Annotated in this window: 18 protein-coding genes; 17 read left to right on the top strand and 1 reads right to left on the bottom strand. The window is 37.1% G+C overall.

All coding sequences use genetic code 11. The annotated features are described in order from the left end of the window. Positions 1–4: 4 nt before the first annotated feature. From I567_RS03265 to I567_RS03300, 8 genes are all read left to right on the top strand, one after another. Complete coding sequence (locus tag I567_RS03265) at positions 5–463, top strand: PTS sugar transporter subunit IIA (protein WP_016250816.1); 459 nt, start codon at positions 5–7, stop codon at positions 461–463. 20 nt (positions 464–483) lie between these two features. Then, on the top strand, positions 484–1,959 hold the full coding sequence (locus I567_RS03270; protein ID WP_016250817.1) for a PTS ascorbate transporter subunit IIC: 1,476 nt from the start codon (positions 484–486) through the stop codon (positions 1,957–1,959). Between the two features lie 80 nt (positions 1,960–2,039). Then, a complete protein-coding gene (locus I567_RS03275; RefSeq protein WP_016250818.1) occupies positions 2,040–2,342 on the top strand; it encodes a PTS sugar transporter subunit IIB in 303 nt (100 codons plus the stop codon). Positions 2,343–2,407: 65 nt separating this feature from the next. Then, entirely contained in the window at positions 2,408–3,049 is a 642-nt protein-coding gene (locus I567_RS03280) for a 3-keto-L-gulonate-6-phosphate decarboxylase UlaD (RefSeq protein ID WP_016250819.1), read from the top strand. A 1-nt stretch (position 3,050) separates the two neighbouring features. Then, the gene (locus I567_RS03285) at positions 3,051–3,908 is read left to right on the top strand and encodes an L-ribulose-5-phosphate 3-epimerase (protein ID WP_016250820.1); all 858 of its coding nucleotides are present in this window, start codon (positions 3,051–3,053) and stop codon (positions 3,906–3,908) included. Next, on the top strand, positions 3,901–4,614 hold the full coding sequence (locus I567_RS03290) for an L-ribulose-5-phosphate 4-epimerase (RefSeq protein ID WP_016250821.1): 714 nt from the start codon (positions 3,901–3,903) through the stop codon (positions 4,612–4,614). The genes I567_RS03285 and I567_RS03290 overlap by 8 nt, the downstream gene beginning before the upstream one ends. A gap of 133 nt (positions 4,615–4,747) precedes the next feature. Beyond that, positions 4,748–5,131, top strand: coding sequence for a phage holin family protein (locus I567_RS03295; protein ID WP_016250822.1), 384 nt, complete (start codon positions 4,748–4,750; stop codon positions 5,129–5,131). Continuing rightward, positions 5,128–5,871 (top strand): peptidoglycan amidohydrolase family protein, encoded by a 744-nt coding sequence (locus tag I567_RS03300; RefSeq protein WP_016250823.1) that lies wholly within the window; start codon positions 5,128–5,130, stop codon positions 5,869–5,871. Before I567_RS03295 ends, I567_RS03300 begins: the two co-directional genes overlap by 4 nt. Positions 5,872–6,009: 138 nt before the next feature. Here I567_RS03300 and I567_RS03305 read toward each other — a convergent pair whose 3' ends face one another. Beyond that, a complete protein-coding gene (locus I567_RS03305) occupies positions 6,010–6,873 on the bottom strand; it encodes an RluA family pseudouridine synthase (RefSeq protein ID WP_016250824.1) in 864 nt (287 codons plus the stop codon). A gap of 128 nt (positions 6,874–7,001) precedes the next feature. Here I567_RS03305 and I567_RS03310 point away from each other — a divergent pair, with 128 nt between their 5' ends. The 9 genes from I567_RS03310 to I567_RS03350 all read left to right on the top strand — a co-directional run bounded on the left by I567_RS03310 (position 7,002) and on the right by I567_RS03350 (position 15,793). Next, complete coding sequence (locus I567_RS03310) at positions 7,002–9,152, top strand: PBP1A family penicillin-binding protein (protein ID WP_016250825.1); 2,151 nt, start codon at positions 7,002–7,004, stop codon at positions 9,150–9,152. Positions 9,153–9,224: 72 nt separating this feature from the next. Continuing rightward, the gene (locus I567_RS03315) at positions 9,225–9,563 is read left to right on the top strand and encodes a YlbF family regulator (RefSeq protein WP_016250826.1); all 339 of its coding nucleotides are present in this window, start codon (positions 9,225–9,227) and stop codon (positions 9,561–9,563) included. A gap of 177 nt (positions 9,564–9,740) precedes the next feature. Further along, positions 9,741–10,328 (top strand): hypothetical protein, encoded by a 588-nt coding sequence (locus I567_RS03320; RefSeq protein ID WP_016250827.1) that lies wholly within the window; start codon positions 9,741–9,743, stop codon positions 10,326–10,328. Positions 10,329–10,450: 122 nt separating this feature from the next. Further along, positions 10,451–10,747, top strand: a complete 297-nt coding sequence (locus tag I567_RS03325) for a hypothetical protein (RefSeq protein WP_016250828.1) — start codon at positions 10,451–10,453, stop codon at positions 10,745–10,747. 215 nt (positions 10,748–10,962) lie between these two features. After that, positions 10,963–11,298 (top strand): hypothetical protein, encoded by a 336-nt coding sequence (locus tag I567_RS03330; RefSeq protein ID WP_016250829.1) that lies wholly within the window; start codon positions 10,963–10,965, stop codon positions 11,296–11,298. A 73-nt stretch (positions 11,299–11,371) separates the two neighbouring features. Next, the gene (locus I567_RS03335) at positions 11,372–11,650 is read left to right on the top strand and encodes a hypothetical protein (RefSeq protein WP_016250830.1); all 279 of its coding nucleotides are present in this window, start codon (positions 11,372–11,374) and stop codon (positions 11,648–11,650) included. A 21-nt stretch (positions 11,651–11,671) separates the two neighbouring features. After that, positions 11,672–11,872 carry a hypothetical protein gene (locus tag I567_RS03340; RefSeq protein ID WP_016250831.1) on the top strand — a complete coding sequence of 67 codons (201 nt, stop codon included), beginning with the start codon at positions 11,672–11,674 and terminating at the stop codon, positions 11,870–11,872. Positions 11,873–12,019: 147 nt separating this feature from the next. Beyond that, positions 12,020–13,192, top strand: coding sequence for a metallophosphoesterase family protein (locus tag I567_RS03345; RefSeq protein WP_016250832.1), 1,173 nt, complete (start codon positions 12,020–12,022; stop codon positions 13,190–13,192). 3 nt (positions 13,193–13,195) lie between these two features. Further along, entirely contained in the window at positions 13,196–15,793 is a 2,598-nt protein-coding gene (locus I567_RS03350) for an ATP-binding protein (protein ID WP_016250833.1), read from the top strand. Positions 15,794–15,796: the final 3 nt, after the last annotated feature.

Raw genomic sequence — 15,796 nt, forward strand, 5'->3', positions numbered from 1 at the left:
AGCAATGTTGAAATACTTTTATGATAACCAACTAATTAATATCACGGAAAAACATCCAAAAAATTGGGAAGAAGCGATTGAAATCAGTGGTGAAGTCTTAAAAGAAAAAGGCTTAATTACCGATGAATATATTCAATCAGTTATTCGTGATGTTCATGAGTATGGACCATATATAGTGATTATTCCTAATGTAGCCATGCCTCACTCATCTGCTAACAATCAAGGCGTATTAGGTACTGGAATTGGTTTTACCATTCTTCCAGAAAAAGTTTATTTTGAAGAAGGCAATGAAGAAAAGCAGGCCAAGCTTTTCTTCACACTTGCCGCTAAAAATGGGGAAGAACATATGCAAAATATCGCTAATCTTTCAGAAATGTTAATGACAGATGGCTTAGTCGATGATTTGTTAACGATTCAAACCATGGATGATTACCTGGCAATAATGAAAAAATATAATATTTAAATTCGAGGAGGAATCCGAAAATGGAAAAAATTGGCGATATCTTACTAGTCATTTGGTCTTATTTTGCAAAGAACATTTTGACCCAACCAGCATTTTTAATCGGGTTGATTGTATTTGTGGGTTATGTGCTTTTAAAACGACCACTATATGAATCAATTTCAGGTTTCTTAAAAGCAACAGTTGGTTATCTTATTTTAACTGTTGGTTCTGGCGGCTTGGTTAATAATTTCCGTCCGATTTTAGTAGGTTTGAAAGATCGTTTTCAATTGCATGCGATGGTAACTGACCCATATTTTGGACAAAATGCGGTCACTGAAGGGATTGAAAAAACTTTTGGACGTACATTTGGTGATACAATGCTCTTATTGCTCATTGCATTTATCTTTAATATTCTATTAGTTCGTTTTAGAAAATACACCAAATTACGTGCAGTCTTCACAACCGGTAATGTTCAAGTACAACAAGCAGCCACAGCATTCTGGTTATTGCTATTTTGTTTCCCACAACTTGGGCGAATTGAAGTATTATTAGTTATGGGCTTAATTTTAGGTTGTTACTGGGCTGTGGGCTCTAATTTGACAGTAGATATTTGCCAAGATTTAACTGAAGGTGCAGGATTTGCCGTTGCTCACCAACAAATGTTTGGTATTTATTTATTTGCTAAGTTGTCTGAACGCTTCAAAAAGAATAAATCTAATAAACGTTTAGAAGATATTGAGTTACCAGGATTTTTATCAATGTTCAATGAAAATATGGTAGCAACTTCAATCTTAATGCTTTTATTCTTCGGTATTATTTTGCTAGTTTTAGGTCAAGATTACTTGCTTAAAGCAGGATTCATGCAACCGGGTCAAAGTTTCTTATTCTATATTTTACAGACTTCATTAATGTTTGCGGTTTACTTAGCTATCTTACAATTGGGGGTACGTACCTTCGTTGCTGAATTAACAGATTCATTTAACGGTATTTCAAACACATTGTTACCAGGTGCGGTTCCAGGTATTGATATTGCAGCAACCTTTGCTTTTGGTTCTTCAAATGCAGTTACTGTAGGATTCTTATTTGGTGCATTAGGACAATTTGTGATGATTATGCTACTTATCTTATTGAAATCACCAACGATTGTCGTTGCAGGATTTATCCCATTATTCTTTGACAACGCCGCTATTGCAGTATTTTCTAATAACCGTGGTGGTATCAAAGCAGCGATGATCTTCCCATTCATTTCTGGCTTAATTCAAGTCGGAGGTTCTGCATTAATTGCTTCATGGGTTGGTTTAGCACAATTTGGTGGCTATATTGGTATGTTTGACTGGGCAACTGTATGGCCAGGAATTACGGTAGCGATGAAGTTCTTAGGATTTATCGGTGTGGCTTTAGTCGTTGTCTTACTGTTAGCGATTCCACAATTACAATATCGTGCAGATCCTAAAGGTTACTTCTTAATTGTAGATGATTATGATGCTTATTTAGAGTATAAAGCACAAAAAGCGTAAATGTTAATAACTGGGGGATGGCTCATAATCCCCCTTAAGATGAAATTTTAAATGCGTCAAGCGAAAGGAAGGAATATAAAATGCGAGTATTAGTATCATGTGCAAATGGTTCAGGAACAAGTTTAATGATGATGAGAAGTGTGGAAAAAGCACTTAAAGCAGAAGGATTTAAAATTACCAATATTCATCACTGCGCAATTGCAGAAGGAAAAAGTACAGCTAAAAACTATGATGTTGTCTTTACACCAATGAATTTTGTAAACATGTTTGATCATGCAAAGGAAAAAGGTGTAACAGTTATCGGTGTTAAGAATGTAATGTCACCAAAAGAAATTACAGACCGAGTAAGAGAAACGGATTTAGCTGCTAGATTTATCAAATAATTGCCGAATCATCAAGTAAGGATTTTCCTTGCTTGATGATTTTCAAAAGAAACGAGGAATAAGAAATGACAAGACCAAATTTACAGATTGCATGCGATCATTCAGATTTACCAAGCGCTTTAGCTGATATTAAAAATGTTGGCGATGTAGTAGATATTATCGAAGCTGGAACAATTCTTTTGTTACAAACTGGCGATACAACGATTAAAAGTTTTAGAGCGTTATTTCCTGATAAAAAGATTGTAGCCGACACGAAATGTGCAGATGCGGGAACGACCGTAGCAAGAAACTGTGCAAATGCCGGGGCCGATTGGATGACAGTCATTTGTGCAGCAACCATCCCAACTATGAAAGCGGCTGCAAAAGAAATCTCTGAAGTACAAGTAGAATTATATGGAGACTGGACTTATGAACAAGCCCAACAATGGTTAGATGCTGGAATTAGTCAAGCAATCTATCATCAAAGTCGCGATGCCTTACTTGCAGGTGAAACTTGGGGTGAAAAAGATTTAACCAAAGTCAAAAAATTAATTGATATGGGATTTAGAGTATCTGTCACAGGTGGTTTAAATGTGGATACATTGAAATTATTTGAAGGTATTGATGTTTATACCTTTATTACAGGCCGTGGCATTACTGCAGCAGAAAATCCACGTCAAGCAGCACTAGATTTTATGGCTGAGATTAAACGGATTTGGGGTGAGTAATATGGGGCTTTTAGGAATCTATGAAAAAGCACTCCCTAAAGGAATTACTTGGCGCAAACGATTAATGATGGCGAAAGAGTTAGGTTTTGACTTTGTTGAAATATCCATTGACGAAACAGATGAACGCTTATCTCGTCTAGATTGGACGCAAGACGAAAGAGCAGAAGTACGCCAGGCTATTTTCGATACACAAATCCCGATTTTATCTATGTGTTTAAGTGGCCATCGTCGTTTTCCTTTTGGCTCACATGATGAAAAAATTCGCCGAGAAGCAATGATTATTATGGAAAAAGCCATTCAATTAGCTTTGGATTTAGGTATTCGCAGTATCCAACTAGCAGGATATGATGTTTATTATGAAGAGAAAGATGTTACGACGAGAGCTTACTTTTTAGAGAATTTACAAAAAGCCGTTTCGCTTGCCTCGGCAAAAGGAATAGTTTTATCGATTGAAATTATGGACGATCCATTTATTTCTTCTATTTCTAAATTTTTAAAGATTAAATCTCAAGTACCGTCTCCTTATTTACAAGTATATCCTGATTTAGGAAATCTTTCTGCTTGGGGTGAAAATGATGTGGCGCATGAATTAGAGATTGGCTTTAGTCATATCAATCAAATTCATTTAAAAGACACTTTGGCAGTAACTAAAGACTTTCCTGGTAAATTTAAGGAAGTCCCATTTGGAGAAGGCTGTGTAGATTTTGTCGGCTGCTTTAGAACTTTGAAACAATTAAATTATAACGGTCCAATGGTAATCGAAATGTGGAGCGAAACAAGTGAACATCCCGCAGAAGAAATCAAGAAAGCAAAATCGTTTATCTTAGGAAAAATGCAGGAGGCCCAATATCATGGATAGAGAAAAAGTAATTCAAGAAATGAAAGAACGCGTTTTTTATGCAAATGAGCAATTGCCAAAAGAAGGTTTAATAAAATTAACTTGGGGAAATGTCAGCGAGATTAATCGTGAATTAGGTGTTATCGTCATTAAACCAAGTGGCGTTGATTATGCAAAAATGAAAATTGACGATATGGTAGTGACTGATTTACAAGGAAATTTATTAGAAAAGGATAGTTTACGTCCATCTTCTGACTTACCTACACATGTTGTATTATATCGTGAATTTCCAACAGTTGGTGCGATTGTTCACACACATTCTGTTCATTCCGTTCAATGGGCCCAAGCAAAACGTGATATTCCTGCTTATGGTACAACGCATGCGGATACTTTCTATGGCAATGTTCCTTGTACACGTGACTTAACAGAAGAGGAAATTAACCAACGCTATGAAGAGGCAACGGGTGATGTAATTGTTGAAACTTTTAAAGAAAGACAGTTGGATCCACTGGCTTGTCCGGCAGTTCTAGTGAGCGGTCATGGTCCATTTACTTGGGGAGAAAATGTCACTAAAGCTGTTCAAAATAGCATTGTATTAGATGAAGTAGCTAAAATGGCAACGGTTACTGAACAATTAAGCCCTAAAATTGCTAGAATTGACCAATATTTGTTAGATAAACATTATTATCGTAAACATGGAGCTAATGCATACTATGGTCAAAACTAAAATTTTCAAATCAGCTTATCTTATTTTTAGGTAAGTTGATTTTTTTTTGACATTTACTTTACTTTCTTCGTTATTATAGATGACAACGTTGTTTAGTCTCATCATTGTTTAAAGGAAAGTAAGGGTGATAAATATGCAAATCATTTATTGGATGAAGCAGTTGATGGCAGATGATTATGGTCAGATTTTAGTATGGCTGATTTTTATTTTACTTTTAATGGGTGTGGATGTCATCACCGGGTTAATTCAAGCGAAAATCAATCGAAATATTAATAGTAAAAAAATTGGCGATGGAATTTTGAAAAAAGTTCAGATTTTACTGGTGTTAATTGTCATTGTGCCGCTAACCATTGTCTTGCCTAATGTAGTGAGTACAACGGTTATTATTGGTATTTATTTGCTAGAAACCTACAACGAATTAGTCTCTATCAATGAAAATCTCAAACATGCCGGGATTGATACTAATTTATTAGGTCCTATTACGAAATTGCTTGGAAAAGGGGATGATGAAAAATGATTGATATGGATACAGCTATCGATTACATGTATGGTTTAAGGGCAAAAAATATCCGTTACAGCATGGATTATTCGCGGACAGGAGCAGATGGTACGGGAGATTGTAGTGGGACGGTTTATGCGGCATTAAGAAAAGCAGGTGCCTCAGACGCTGGCTGGGTGGTAAATACGGACAGCATGCATGATTGGTTAGTAACAAATGGTTTTAGATTAATCGCCCATAATAAAGCGTGGTCTGCCAAACGAGATGATATTGTTATCTTTGGTGAAAAAGGTAAGTCAGGTGGCGTTGCAGGACATGTAGTGATTTTCATCAGCAACACCCAAATTATTCACTGTACATGGAAAAGTGATAGCGTTAATGGTGTGTTCATCGAAAATGAAGCGACTGCCTGTCCTTATAGTATGGGGTGGTATGTTTACCGTTTAGATCAAAAAACCTCATCCTCTCAGCCAAAAATAAGCGCTCAAGTTTCAAAACCAGCTGCAGACATTCAGTGGATTTCGGAAAAATGGCACTTTATCACGAATACGCCTATCTATCTACGTACAGCGCCAACTGTCCAATCAGATAAAATCGCGTTATTAGGTACGGGTTCATATATTCAGTATGATGCGTATGGTTACAAAGATGGCTATGTGTGGTTACGCCAGCCACGGGCGGATGGTACTTATGGTTATCTTGCAAGCGGGGAGTGTGTTGGCCATCGACGCACGAGCTATTGGGGTAGTTTTGACTAATCCTAGTGTTTCACTTATGGTATTCAGCGAACCTATTCTATGTTACGGTATCAATAATCTAATTATACTAAATAACAAAAGTAAAGCTCTTTGTTTTATGCAACTTATGCGTGCAACAAAGAGCTTTTTGCAATCATTTTAAAATAACTTTTCCTTAGAGGTGATCATCAATTTATCCTTGGTAAATGGATGGGTCAGGTGCATTTGATAAGCATGAAGCATCAAACGTTTCGCACGGGAATGTTCATTATATAAAGGATCACCGACAATTGGATGTTGGATGCTTGCTAAGTGGACCCTAATTTGATGGGTGCGACCAGTTTCTAGGATACAATAGATTTGCGACTGTTTTTTGCTTGCTTGATGTACTTGGACATGGGTAATGGCTTCTTGTCCATTGCGTTCATCGATGGTTCGTTTCCGACGATCATGGCGATGGCGACCAATTTTTTTGCGAATGGTCAGATCTTTATCCAGCCGTCCTTCAACAATTGCCTGATACTTACGAAAGATTTCCTTTTGTTCAAGTAAGCGTCCCAAAATTGGCAAAACAAACGGATTTTTCGCAAAAAGTACGACCCCACTTGTTTCTTTATCTAAGCGGTGTACGACATGGGGAAAAGCACCTTCTCCTTGTTGTGCTAGATAGGCCGCCACATCATTTTGTAAAGTGCCATTTTCGGTGGGTTGATTGGGATGGGTTTTGATACCGACTTTTTTATCCACTACAATCATATGTTCATCCTCATACAGTACCGTGACATTTTGCGCTTGACCAAGTTGGACTTTTTGATACTGGTAATCTTCCTCTTCTATAATTAATGTGAGCGTATCTAGAGGTTGGACCACTTGATGAAACATGGCTACCTCACCATTTAGTAAGACATTTTTACGCACTCTTAGGAAATGGCGGACTTTTCGTGGTACCAACCATTGTTCTTCTAAGACTTCGCGAATGGTACAAGGAGTAAAATCTATCGGTAATTGAATATCATATTGCATAAGTATTCCTTTCCTACTAAAGTCTGATTTTTAGAAAATTTAAGTCTTTTGCAAACTATTTTTCATATATCAATGGTAAAATAGCTTTGATAAAATGGCAATGAAAAGTTTAATCGAAAGGAAATGTTATGGATTTTAAAACAATCGGATCTAAAATAAAGACAGGATTTTCCCGTTTTTGGACATGGTTTTCGCCTTATTGGCAGCAATTTTCGGCCTGGCGGAAACGTGTTTGGCGAAAATATCATATCAATAAAATATTAATCTTGTTAGTGATGATTGCGACCTTAGCAGCAAGTGTTTATCTCTTTTTTGTTGCGAAGAGTACCAAAGTTTCGGAATTAGAAGCAGGGTTAAAGCAATCGACCATTATTTATGATTATAAAGGCGAAGAAGCAGGTCGTCTTCATTCACAAAAAGGAAATTATGTCGAGTTGTCACAGATTTCGCCTTATGTAGTAGATGCTTTGATTTCCACTGAGGACCGCCGTTTTTATCAGCATCATGGATTTGATATCAAAGGAATTGGTCGGGCAATGGTACGGATGGTCATTAATCGGTCAACTGAAGGCGGCGGCGGAAGTACGATTACCCAGCAGTTAGCCAAGAATGCGTATTTAACGTTGGATCAAACTTTTAATCGCAAAGCCAAAGAAATTTTCTTAGCCATCGAAATTGAGAAAAAATATTCAAAAGATGAAATTTTGACCATGTATTTGAACTCTTCTTATTTTGGTAATGGGGTATGGGGCATTCAAGATGCGGCGAAAAAATATTTTGGTGTCGATGCTAAAGATTTAAATTTAACCGAATCAGCTTGCTTGGTCGGTATGTTAAAAGGACCCTCGATTTATAATCCAATCGATCATTTGGAAAATGCTACGAACCGGCGCGATACGGTTTTAGAACTGATGGTAAGTAATCAAAAAATAAGTCAACAAGAAGCTACTCAAGCGCAGCAAGTTAATTTGGCTTCTCTTTTAAATGATACTTATACACAAAACCAAAGCGACTATGCTTATCCGTATTATTTTGACGCAGTAATTAACGAAGCCACGAATAAATATCATTTGAAATTACAAGATATTATGAAAAATGGCTATAAGATTTATACTTATCTCGATCCAAATTACCAACGCCAAATGCAGTCGGTTTACGAAGAAGATAGTTATTTTCCAGAAAATGCCGAGGATGGTACGATGGTTCAGTCAGCATCTGTGGCGATTAATCCTGATAATGGTGGGGTAGAAGCAGTTGTTGGACGTAGAGGAGAGTACACCTTTTTGGGCTATAACTTTGCGACCCAAATGAAACGCTCGCCTGGTTCGACGATAAAACCATTAAGTGTCTATGCAGCGGCTTTAGAATCAGGGTACCATCCTGACAGTCTCTTAAAAGATGAACCTTTAGACTTTTATGAAGCGAAAAACTATGATGGCACCTACGCTGGGGAAGTTCCAATGTATCAAGCTGTAGCCCAAAGTTTGAATTTACCAGCTGTTTGGTTATTGCATGAAATCGGCTTAGATAAAGGATTCAAAAAAGCGAAGGAATTTGGTCTGTCATTGGACGATAAAGACCGCTACTGGGGCTTGGCTTTAGGTGGCTTGCGTTATGGAGAAAGTCCGCTAACGATGGCTAGTGCTTATGCGACCTTTGCAAATGGGGGAACGTATTATGAAAGTCACTTTATCGCGAAAATTATCGATGCGACAGGTGCCGTCATTGTGGATAATACGGGTAAGAAAGGCTCACGAGTGATTTCAGAAAGTACAGCCAATGAAATGACGAGTATGTTGTTAGGTGTCTTTTCTAATGGTACGGCCGTTAATGCACAACCTTATAATTATCAAGTAGCAGGAAAAACCGGAACGACGGAAACGAATTTTGATGCTAGCAAAGTCAATGACCAATGGATTGTCGGTTACACGCCTGATGTGGTGATTTCGACATGGCTGGGTTATGAAAAAACGACTACACAGCACTATCTAACTTCATCGAGTGGTCAAGGCGTGGGCCAAGTCTTTAAAGCTCAAGCCCAAGGAATTTTACCTTATACGAAAAATACTGCCTTTCCAGTGGTCGATGCCTATCAGACAGGTGGTAAAGTGATGAGTCCCGAAGAAGCACAAGACGCGAACCAACCATCTGTGAAAAAACAAGTTGATGATTTTGCTGCTCAAGCCAAAGAAGGGCTGGAAACATTTGGTCAGAAAGTCAAAGAAGGCTTTAATAACCTGTTTGGTGGCTTGGTAGAAAAAATCCAAGGGAACAATTAAAATTCCTTCGTGCCTAATTGCTGTGGATGTGTTACAATGAAAACGGAATTAAAAAACATTGGAGGATAAAAGATGATTAATATTTACGATACAGCGAATCAATTAGAACGTGAAATTCGCCAAACAGAACAATTTAAAGCATTGGAGCAAGCAGTTAAAGCTTTAAAAGAAAATAAAGCGTCTTATGATTTATTCAAAGAGTTCCAAGCCTTCCAACAATCGATGCAACAAAAAATGATGGCTGGTGAAGAATTATCAGATGCCGATGCACACAAAGCTGAAGATTTAACGACTAAGATGCAAGGCGATTCATTGGTTTCAGATGTTATGATGAAAGAACAAGCTTTTAGCCAATTAATCAATGAATTAAACCGCATTGTCTTAAAACCAGTGAATGATTTGTATCAATAAAATATTTTCCCACTAAAAAGAGCTAGCTGCCACGCTTAGTCTAATTTTAGTGGGATTTTTGTATTCGGAGGAGGTTGTTTTATGTTGAAATTGGATTTAGATGTATTATTTGTTTCACCATTGGGATGGAGTCGACATATTTGGGATAAAATTTGCCCATTTCTTTAGGAAAAAGAAGTGGCCTTTTTAGATTTTTTGGATCATTCTTATGAACAAGTGAATCTAGAAAAAATTGAAGAAAAACTATCCTATGAATTGTGTCGTTTGAAGCCTGATGGAATAGTGGTTGCTGCTTCTTTTGGGGTTGTGGTGGTGGGCTATTATTTGAGTACGCATAATCATCAGTGTCATCAACTTATATTAATTGACGGATTTGAAACATTGCCAACGAATGACGAACTTAATCAATTCGCAAATCAATTACCAACAAACCAATATGCCACATTGCAAGATTACTATAATCGTATGCTTGAGGAAAATGAACAACAGGATATGAAGTTATTAGAAATTTTGAACCATAACTTGTCTTTTTATCAAGAAAGGTATCATACGAAATTAAGTAATGAGAATATGATTTCTTATCTTCGTTGCTATTCGAATTATTCAGTAAAAAATACTTTGGCTAAAATAAGGCAGCAAGTGAATCAACTTATAATATATTCTAGTATAGCATTACCAATACCTCATGAAAAAATTACGCCAGATAATCATTTGCTTATGTTAACTAATCCTAAAATATTAACTAACCAAATAGCCAATCTTTAAGAATCTCTAAAATCGATTACTCAAATATTTATACTAGATAATTGGTGTTATATAATTCTTTTGTGAATCATTTAATTAATGCTAACAAGTTTGGTTAGCGGGTTGTTTTTGGAGGCGATATGATGTCTGATTTAAAATGGTATGCTGGTGGTGCAGAACGTAAGAAAGAAGCGATGAAATTAATCGAAAGCTTGATGGCAGAGTTACCAAATGAAGCCCATTTAGAGCCTTTGCGTAAGATGTTAGTTAGCTATCATGAAGAGTTGATGAAAGAACAGTCAGCTATTCCTTATATCTTAAGTCGTTTCAACATTGAAGTTTCGAAGGTTTTGCTTGATCATGGCATCACTTTATCAGAAAAACCAGCGGAACAATTGAAAGAATTAAGTCGTTTATCAAATATTCGTTATGGTTATTAATTCATTCTCCTAATAGGCAAGGTTTAGGCGTTGGCTATTGGGAGTTTTTTCAGCACATAAAAAATCAGCCCTTAGTCCCATGGAGAAAGCGTTTGTAAATGTTATGATTATACCAGTAAGTGAATTTCTTAATAAGTGATAAAGCTAAATTGTCAGAGGGTTTACTAACTATTAATACATCACTTGTTTAGAAAACGAAGGTGAGAGGATTATTTATGCGAGCAAGGGATAAAACAGGAAAAATAGTTGAAATCTGGCAAATTAGTCGCAAAGGGCCTCAACCAATTTGGGTGAAAGATGCGTTTGCGAAAAACTATTTGGTTTGGATAGACAACCATCTGCGAATTTTGTTAGCTGGTATCTCACCTTCCGTTAGTCAAAATATCAAAAAAGGGGCAACTGGTTCACTTGGCGGTGGTGGATTCTTAGGTTATTCGATGTACACGTTGGGCTTTCCTGGTGATGTCATAGATATAACTAATCGGAAAGTACTCTCCCCAAAACAGTTTGCGAAAAGTTACCAAGTCATTAGTGAGCAGGATATGACCTAAAATATATATGGAATCTTTTGGGTTATTATAAATAGGTATGAGAAAAAATGTTCAAATTGGAGATGTTGTTAGGATGAATGATGTTTTACATATTCGACAATACAAAATTATTTTGGCTGAAAGTGTTCCAGAATTAGCATTGGCTGAGTTGAGTGAATTTGGTACTTGGTTAAATCCTTTACCTAGACATTATGTACTCATTTTAAAATCAAATGAATTACCAATTGCTGATCCGGTCGTTTTTGAAAAAGAATTTAAAGAAAAAACCGCTCTTAGCGATAAGGATGTAACGATTGAAGCAACGTTTGGTCCGTTTACTTTGCAAAGAGCAGCGGATACAAAATGGTTCTAATATTGAAAGAAGGCATGAAAAATGTTTGAAACGATTGTAGGGATTGTATTATTGTTATTAGGCTGTTATCAACTATATGCAACACGAAATGTATTTGTTTACACGAAAAAACATGGAAATAAAAGTACCTCAGCTTTCCTACCACTTGGTTTATACAGTGGTGGTTTGATGGGCATTGTTTTTCTTTGCTTTGGTGTTGCGCTTACTTTCCATTTAATTTGATAGAAGTAAAAACATATCTTTGCTGTTTGAAGATGCAGTAGAGATATGTTTTTTTGTATCTAAAATAGCGAACAAATTTTCGTTTAAAATGTGACTTTTGCTATTATTAATGGTACAATGAAAGAAAAAATTGAAGGAAAAAGAAGAATGGTTCGTTTTTTACATTGTGCGGATTTGCATTTGGATCGTAGCTTTGAAGGGATGCCACAATTGAGCAAATGGCAGCAATCGTTACTTACAGTGAATCAAGAAGTGTGGCAAAGAATAGTTGATTTAGCGATTGAAAAGCAAGTGGATTTTGTTCTTTTAGCAGGAGATACGTTCCATCAGAATCAGCCAAGTTTATATATTCAAAATATTTTTTGTCAAGCGTTGCAACGACTTGAAAAAGAAGGAATCGAGGTTGTGATGTGTTTTGGCAATCATGATTATTACACCCCACAGCGTTATTGGTTTGACTTTCCGGAAAATGTTCATTTATTTACCGAAGAAGCAGTCTCGACACTGACGTTGACAACTAAGTCAAATGAACGTGTGGCTTTTAGTGGCTTTAGTTATTGTCAACCATGGATTGAAGCAAGAAAGGATATCGAGTTTCCGTATAAAGCGGTGGATTGTGATTATCATATTGGCCTTTATCACGGGCAACAGGCAGGCAAATATGCACCTTTTCAAATTTCGGAACTAGTAAGTAAGGGCTATGATTATTGGGCATTGGGGCATATTCATGTACCGACGATTTTAAATGAACAGCCGGCTATTGTGTATCCAGGTACGCCACAAGGACATACGAAAAAAGAAGTAGCTACAGGTGTGATGTTAGTCGAATTAACGCCTCAAAGTTGTCATTTCACGCCCTCTCATGTTGCGAGTCTTAGTTTTGGTCAAGTGGATTATCCTATGCCCGTTCAAAGTCAACGTACCCAAGTGTTGGCTGATTTAATGGCAAAATTTTCAGCAGTATCACCAGGCTTTTATCAACTTCATTGGCATCATTTATCAGAGCAACAGTTACTAGAATATTCAGCTGCCACTCGCTTGGAAATACTAGATTATTTAAATGCACAATTACAGCGTGCCCAAAAAGATGTCTTTGTTTATGAAATAGTAATCGACCATGAAGAACAGGAGACGAGTCCTACTATCTTGCCTTCTATGCTTTCAAGTCAAGCATTTGCCTCAGAAGTCTTGGCGAAACAGTTAACGGAGGAATTAGCGAAAAACGGGCTATTAAGCTTTGTTTCTTTAGAGGAATTGATTCCAGAAGTGATGAGACAGGCACGAGAAAATTTAGGTTATGGAGCAGAAGAAAAGGAATAACAGATGAAACTATTAAAAGCAGAAATTACGGAATTTGGTAAATATCGTCAGTTTAGCTTTGACTTTACAGGAGGCAATCAGTTAATTTTTGGCGCAAATGAAGCTGGAAAATCTACTCTTTATCATTTCATCAAGGCGATGTTATTTGGCTTTCCGAAAAAACAAAAAAGAAAGCGTGATTATGAGACCAACCACGCCTATTATGGGGGCGCGTTGGAAATTGAAATTGATGGCGAAGTTTTGCGGATTGAGCGGATGAAACACCTCAATAAAGGCAAAGCAACGGTAATTATCGGGGACGAAATTTTTCCCGAAAGTTATCTACAAAAGCGTTTAGCCCCTTTAGATAGTCAATTATTTGAACAAGTCTTTACGTTTGATCAAGAACAGTTACAGCAAATCACCCAATTAGATGAAAAATATTTGCAGTCTGCTTTGTTATCATTGGGCATTACTGGTAGTCAGCAATTATTTCTACAGGCCGAGCAAGAAGAAAAAGAGCGAAATAAAATCTTTACTTCAAGAGGTCGGGTCTTGCCATTAAACCAAAAATTGGCGGAGTATCAAGCATTGCAGGCAAACATTTATACTTTAGCCGAAAAACAAAAAGAGTTAGCCGCCCAGTCTCAACAGCTACAATCGTTGAAAAATGCACAGAAAGCTTTACAAAAACAATGGCTATCTGTGCAAAAACAATCCCAACAAATCAAGCAACAGCAAACACATTTTTCACTATTTGAAGAATACCAATCTTTGCAGCAAAAGGATTTACAGTTAGCTGATGCTGCAGATGTCCAGGTGTTACAGCAATTTATGCAGCAAAGTCAACAGTTGAATCAAGATATTCAAGTCTTGGAAAGTCGATTGTCACAACTTGAGCAAAAGCAATTATCTAAACGCTATTTATTTTATTTAGATCATGAAGAGCAAATCGACCAATTGTTGCAAAGTGAAGGGATGCTATATCAAGATATTCAGGCGCATAAACAAATCACGCAGCAATTAGCGCAACTTCCTGATAACACAAAAGTACAAGAAACAGTCTCTCAAGAATTTGTTGTTCAGTATACGCAAATTCAGTCCCAGCTAGCAACCTTGACGAGCCAACTTACGCATGCGCAACACACCCAACAAGTCGCTGAAGACAAATTAAATCAGTTTGAGCAACAACATCCTGAACTCTTTGCCCAAACAAAAGCGCCAACCAGTCCTAAACCACTAATCATTACAGGAATGGTGGGTGTATTGCTTAGTTTATTGCTTATGAAATTATCGCCTTTATTTGGTGGCTTAGTCTTTGTATCGACGATTTTATTGGTAGGACTTCTTTATGTACGGGTTTATCGTGCTTCAGATAATGAACCAATCAAGCAGCAGTGGCGCCTTTATTTACAAGATTTAGATGAGAAAAATCAAGCCTATCAAAATCTTTTGGAAGAACAAGGGACAATGCAAGAGAAGTTCCAAGCGCTACGCAGTCAATTACCGCTCGATTTACAGCATTTGGATCATGTTTCTTTCATTCAAGAGTTAGCTAAGCGGTATCAAGCCGCTCAGATAAGTAAAAACGCGCAACAACAGCGACAAACTTTACGTGCTAAATTGGCGCAACTCGATCAAAATATGGCCCAATTTCGGCAAACAGCGGCCTTTTTATATGAGTGGTTACCAATTGCTCATTTGACGATAGCAGAACAGTTAGGACAAATCCGTCAATTTAAAGAAGAAATGCAGCAGGAAAAAATGGCACGCGCGGCTCATCCGGTGACGCAAATCATGGAACAAATCAGGCAAAAACGACAAGCGCAGCAAGATTTGTTAAAACAAAATCAGACTTTATTGGCTAAATATCAAATCCAACAGGTATCTGATCTACCGTTATGGTTTAGGCAAATGCAAGAACGAGCAAGCCAAGTAAAACGTAAAACAGAATTAGCGCAAATATTAAAAGGGTTGTATCCAGATTCTATGACAAAAGAGCAGTTAGCAAGTCAAGAGCAACACATTTTAAGTCAAGAAACACAGCTACAAGTGCAAAAAGATCAAAATTTGACGCAAATCAAACAAATTGAAGTCAGTCTTGCCCAACAGATGAAGGACCTAACCTTGCCAGAACTCTATCAAAAAGAAGCGCAATTAAAGTCGGAAATTCAAGAACTAATCTATGAATGGAGTGTGCACTTTGTCATTGAAAAGCAACTTCAATTCATGGCTGATCAACTTTCTGAATCACAACTTCCTTATTTGTTCGAACAGGCAGGGCATTTTATGCAAATCTTAACCAATCAACGTTATGATAAAATTCAGATGAAAGAAAATGAGTTATTTGTCAACCAACAGTCTATTTATCAGCTTTCTACCGGGACTAAAGACCAATTGATTATGGCCTTGCGATTTGCTTATTTGGCGGTGCAACAAAAAAATATTAGTCCAGTGGTGATTGACGATGGGTGGCTACATTATGATAGTCAGCGCAAACGGTCTTTGGCGCAACTTTTAGCAGAATTTGCGAAAGATTATCAAGTGATTTGTTTATCTTCGGACCGAGAAATGGTAAGCTATTATCAAGAACTTCATCAAGTAGTCAAACCATTATCTTAAGAA

Source organism: Enterococcus cecorum DSM 20682 = ATCC 43198 (assembly GCF_000407565.1).
GTDB classification, from domain to species: Bacteria; Bacillota; Bacilli; order Lactobacillales; family Enterococcaceae; genus Enterococcus_E; species Enterococcus_E cecorum.

Coding starts and splice junctions, on each gene's coding strand:
- I567_RS03315 (WP_016250826.1), top strand. CDS start 9,225: ATGATTAATATTTACGATACAGCGAATCAATTAGAACGTGAAATTCGC.
- I567_RS03335 (WP_016250830.1), top strand. CDS start 11,372: ATGAATGATGTTTTACATATTCGACAATACAAAATTATTTTGGCTGAA.
- I567_RS03305 (WP_016250824.1), bottom strand. CDS start 6,873: ATGCAATATGATATTCAATTACCGATAGATTTTACTCCTTGTACCATT.
- I567_RS03325 (WP_016250828.1), top strand. CDS start 10,451: ATGTCTGATTTAAAATGGTATGCTGGTGGTGCAGAACGTAAGAAAGAA.
- I567_RS03300 (WP_016250823.1), top strand. CDS start 5,128: ATGATTGATATGGATACAGCTATCGATTACATGTATGGTTTAAGGGCA.
- I567_RS03340 (WP_016250831.1), top strand. CDS start 11,672: ATGTTTGAAACGATTGTAGGGATTGTATTATTGTTATTAGGCTGTTAT.
- I567_RS03265 (WP_016250816.1), top strand. CDS start 5: ATGTTGAAATACTTTTATGATAACCAACTAATTAATATCACGGAAAAA.
- I567_RS03280 (WP_016250819.1), top strand. CDS start 2,408: ATGACAAGACCAAATTTACAGATTGCATGCGATCATTCAGATTTACCA.
- I567_RS03295 (WP_016250822.1), top strand. CDS start 4,748: ATGCAAATCATTTATTGGATGAAGCAGTTGATGGCAGATGATTATGGT.
- I567_RS03270 (WP_016250817.1), top strand. CDS start 484: ATGGAAAAAATTGGCGATATCTTACTAGTCATTTGGTCTTATTTTGCA.
- I567_RS03310 (WP_016250825.1), top strand. CDS start 7,002: ATGGATTTTAAAACAATCGGATCTAAAATAAAGACAGGATTTTCCCGT.
- I567_RS03345 (WP_016250832.1), top strand. CDS start 12,020: ATGGTTCGTTTTTTACATTGTGCGGATTTGCATTTGGATCGTAGCTTT.
- I567_RS03350 (WP_016250833.1), top strand. CDS start 13,196: ATGAAACTATTAAAAGCAGAAATTACGGAATTTGGTAAATATCGTCAG.
- I567_RS03330 (WP_016250829.1), top strand. CDS start 10,963: ATGCGAGCAAGGGATAAAACAGGAAAAATAGTTGAAATCTGGCAAATT.
- I567_RS03275 (WP_016250818.1), top strand. CDS start 2,040: ATGCGAGTATTAGTATCATGTGCAAATGGTTCAGGAACAAGTTTAATG.
- I567_RS03290 (WP_016250821.1), top strand. CDS start 3,901: ATGGATAGAGAAAAAGTAATTCAAGAAATGAAAGAACGCGTTTTTTAT.
- I567_RS03285 (WP_016250820.1), top strand. CDS start 3,051: ATGGGGCTTTTAGGAATCTATGAAAAAGCACTCCCTAAAGGAATTACT.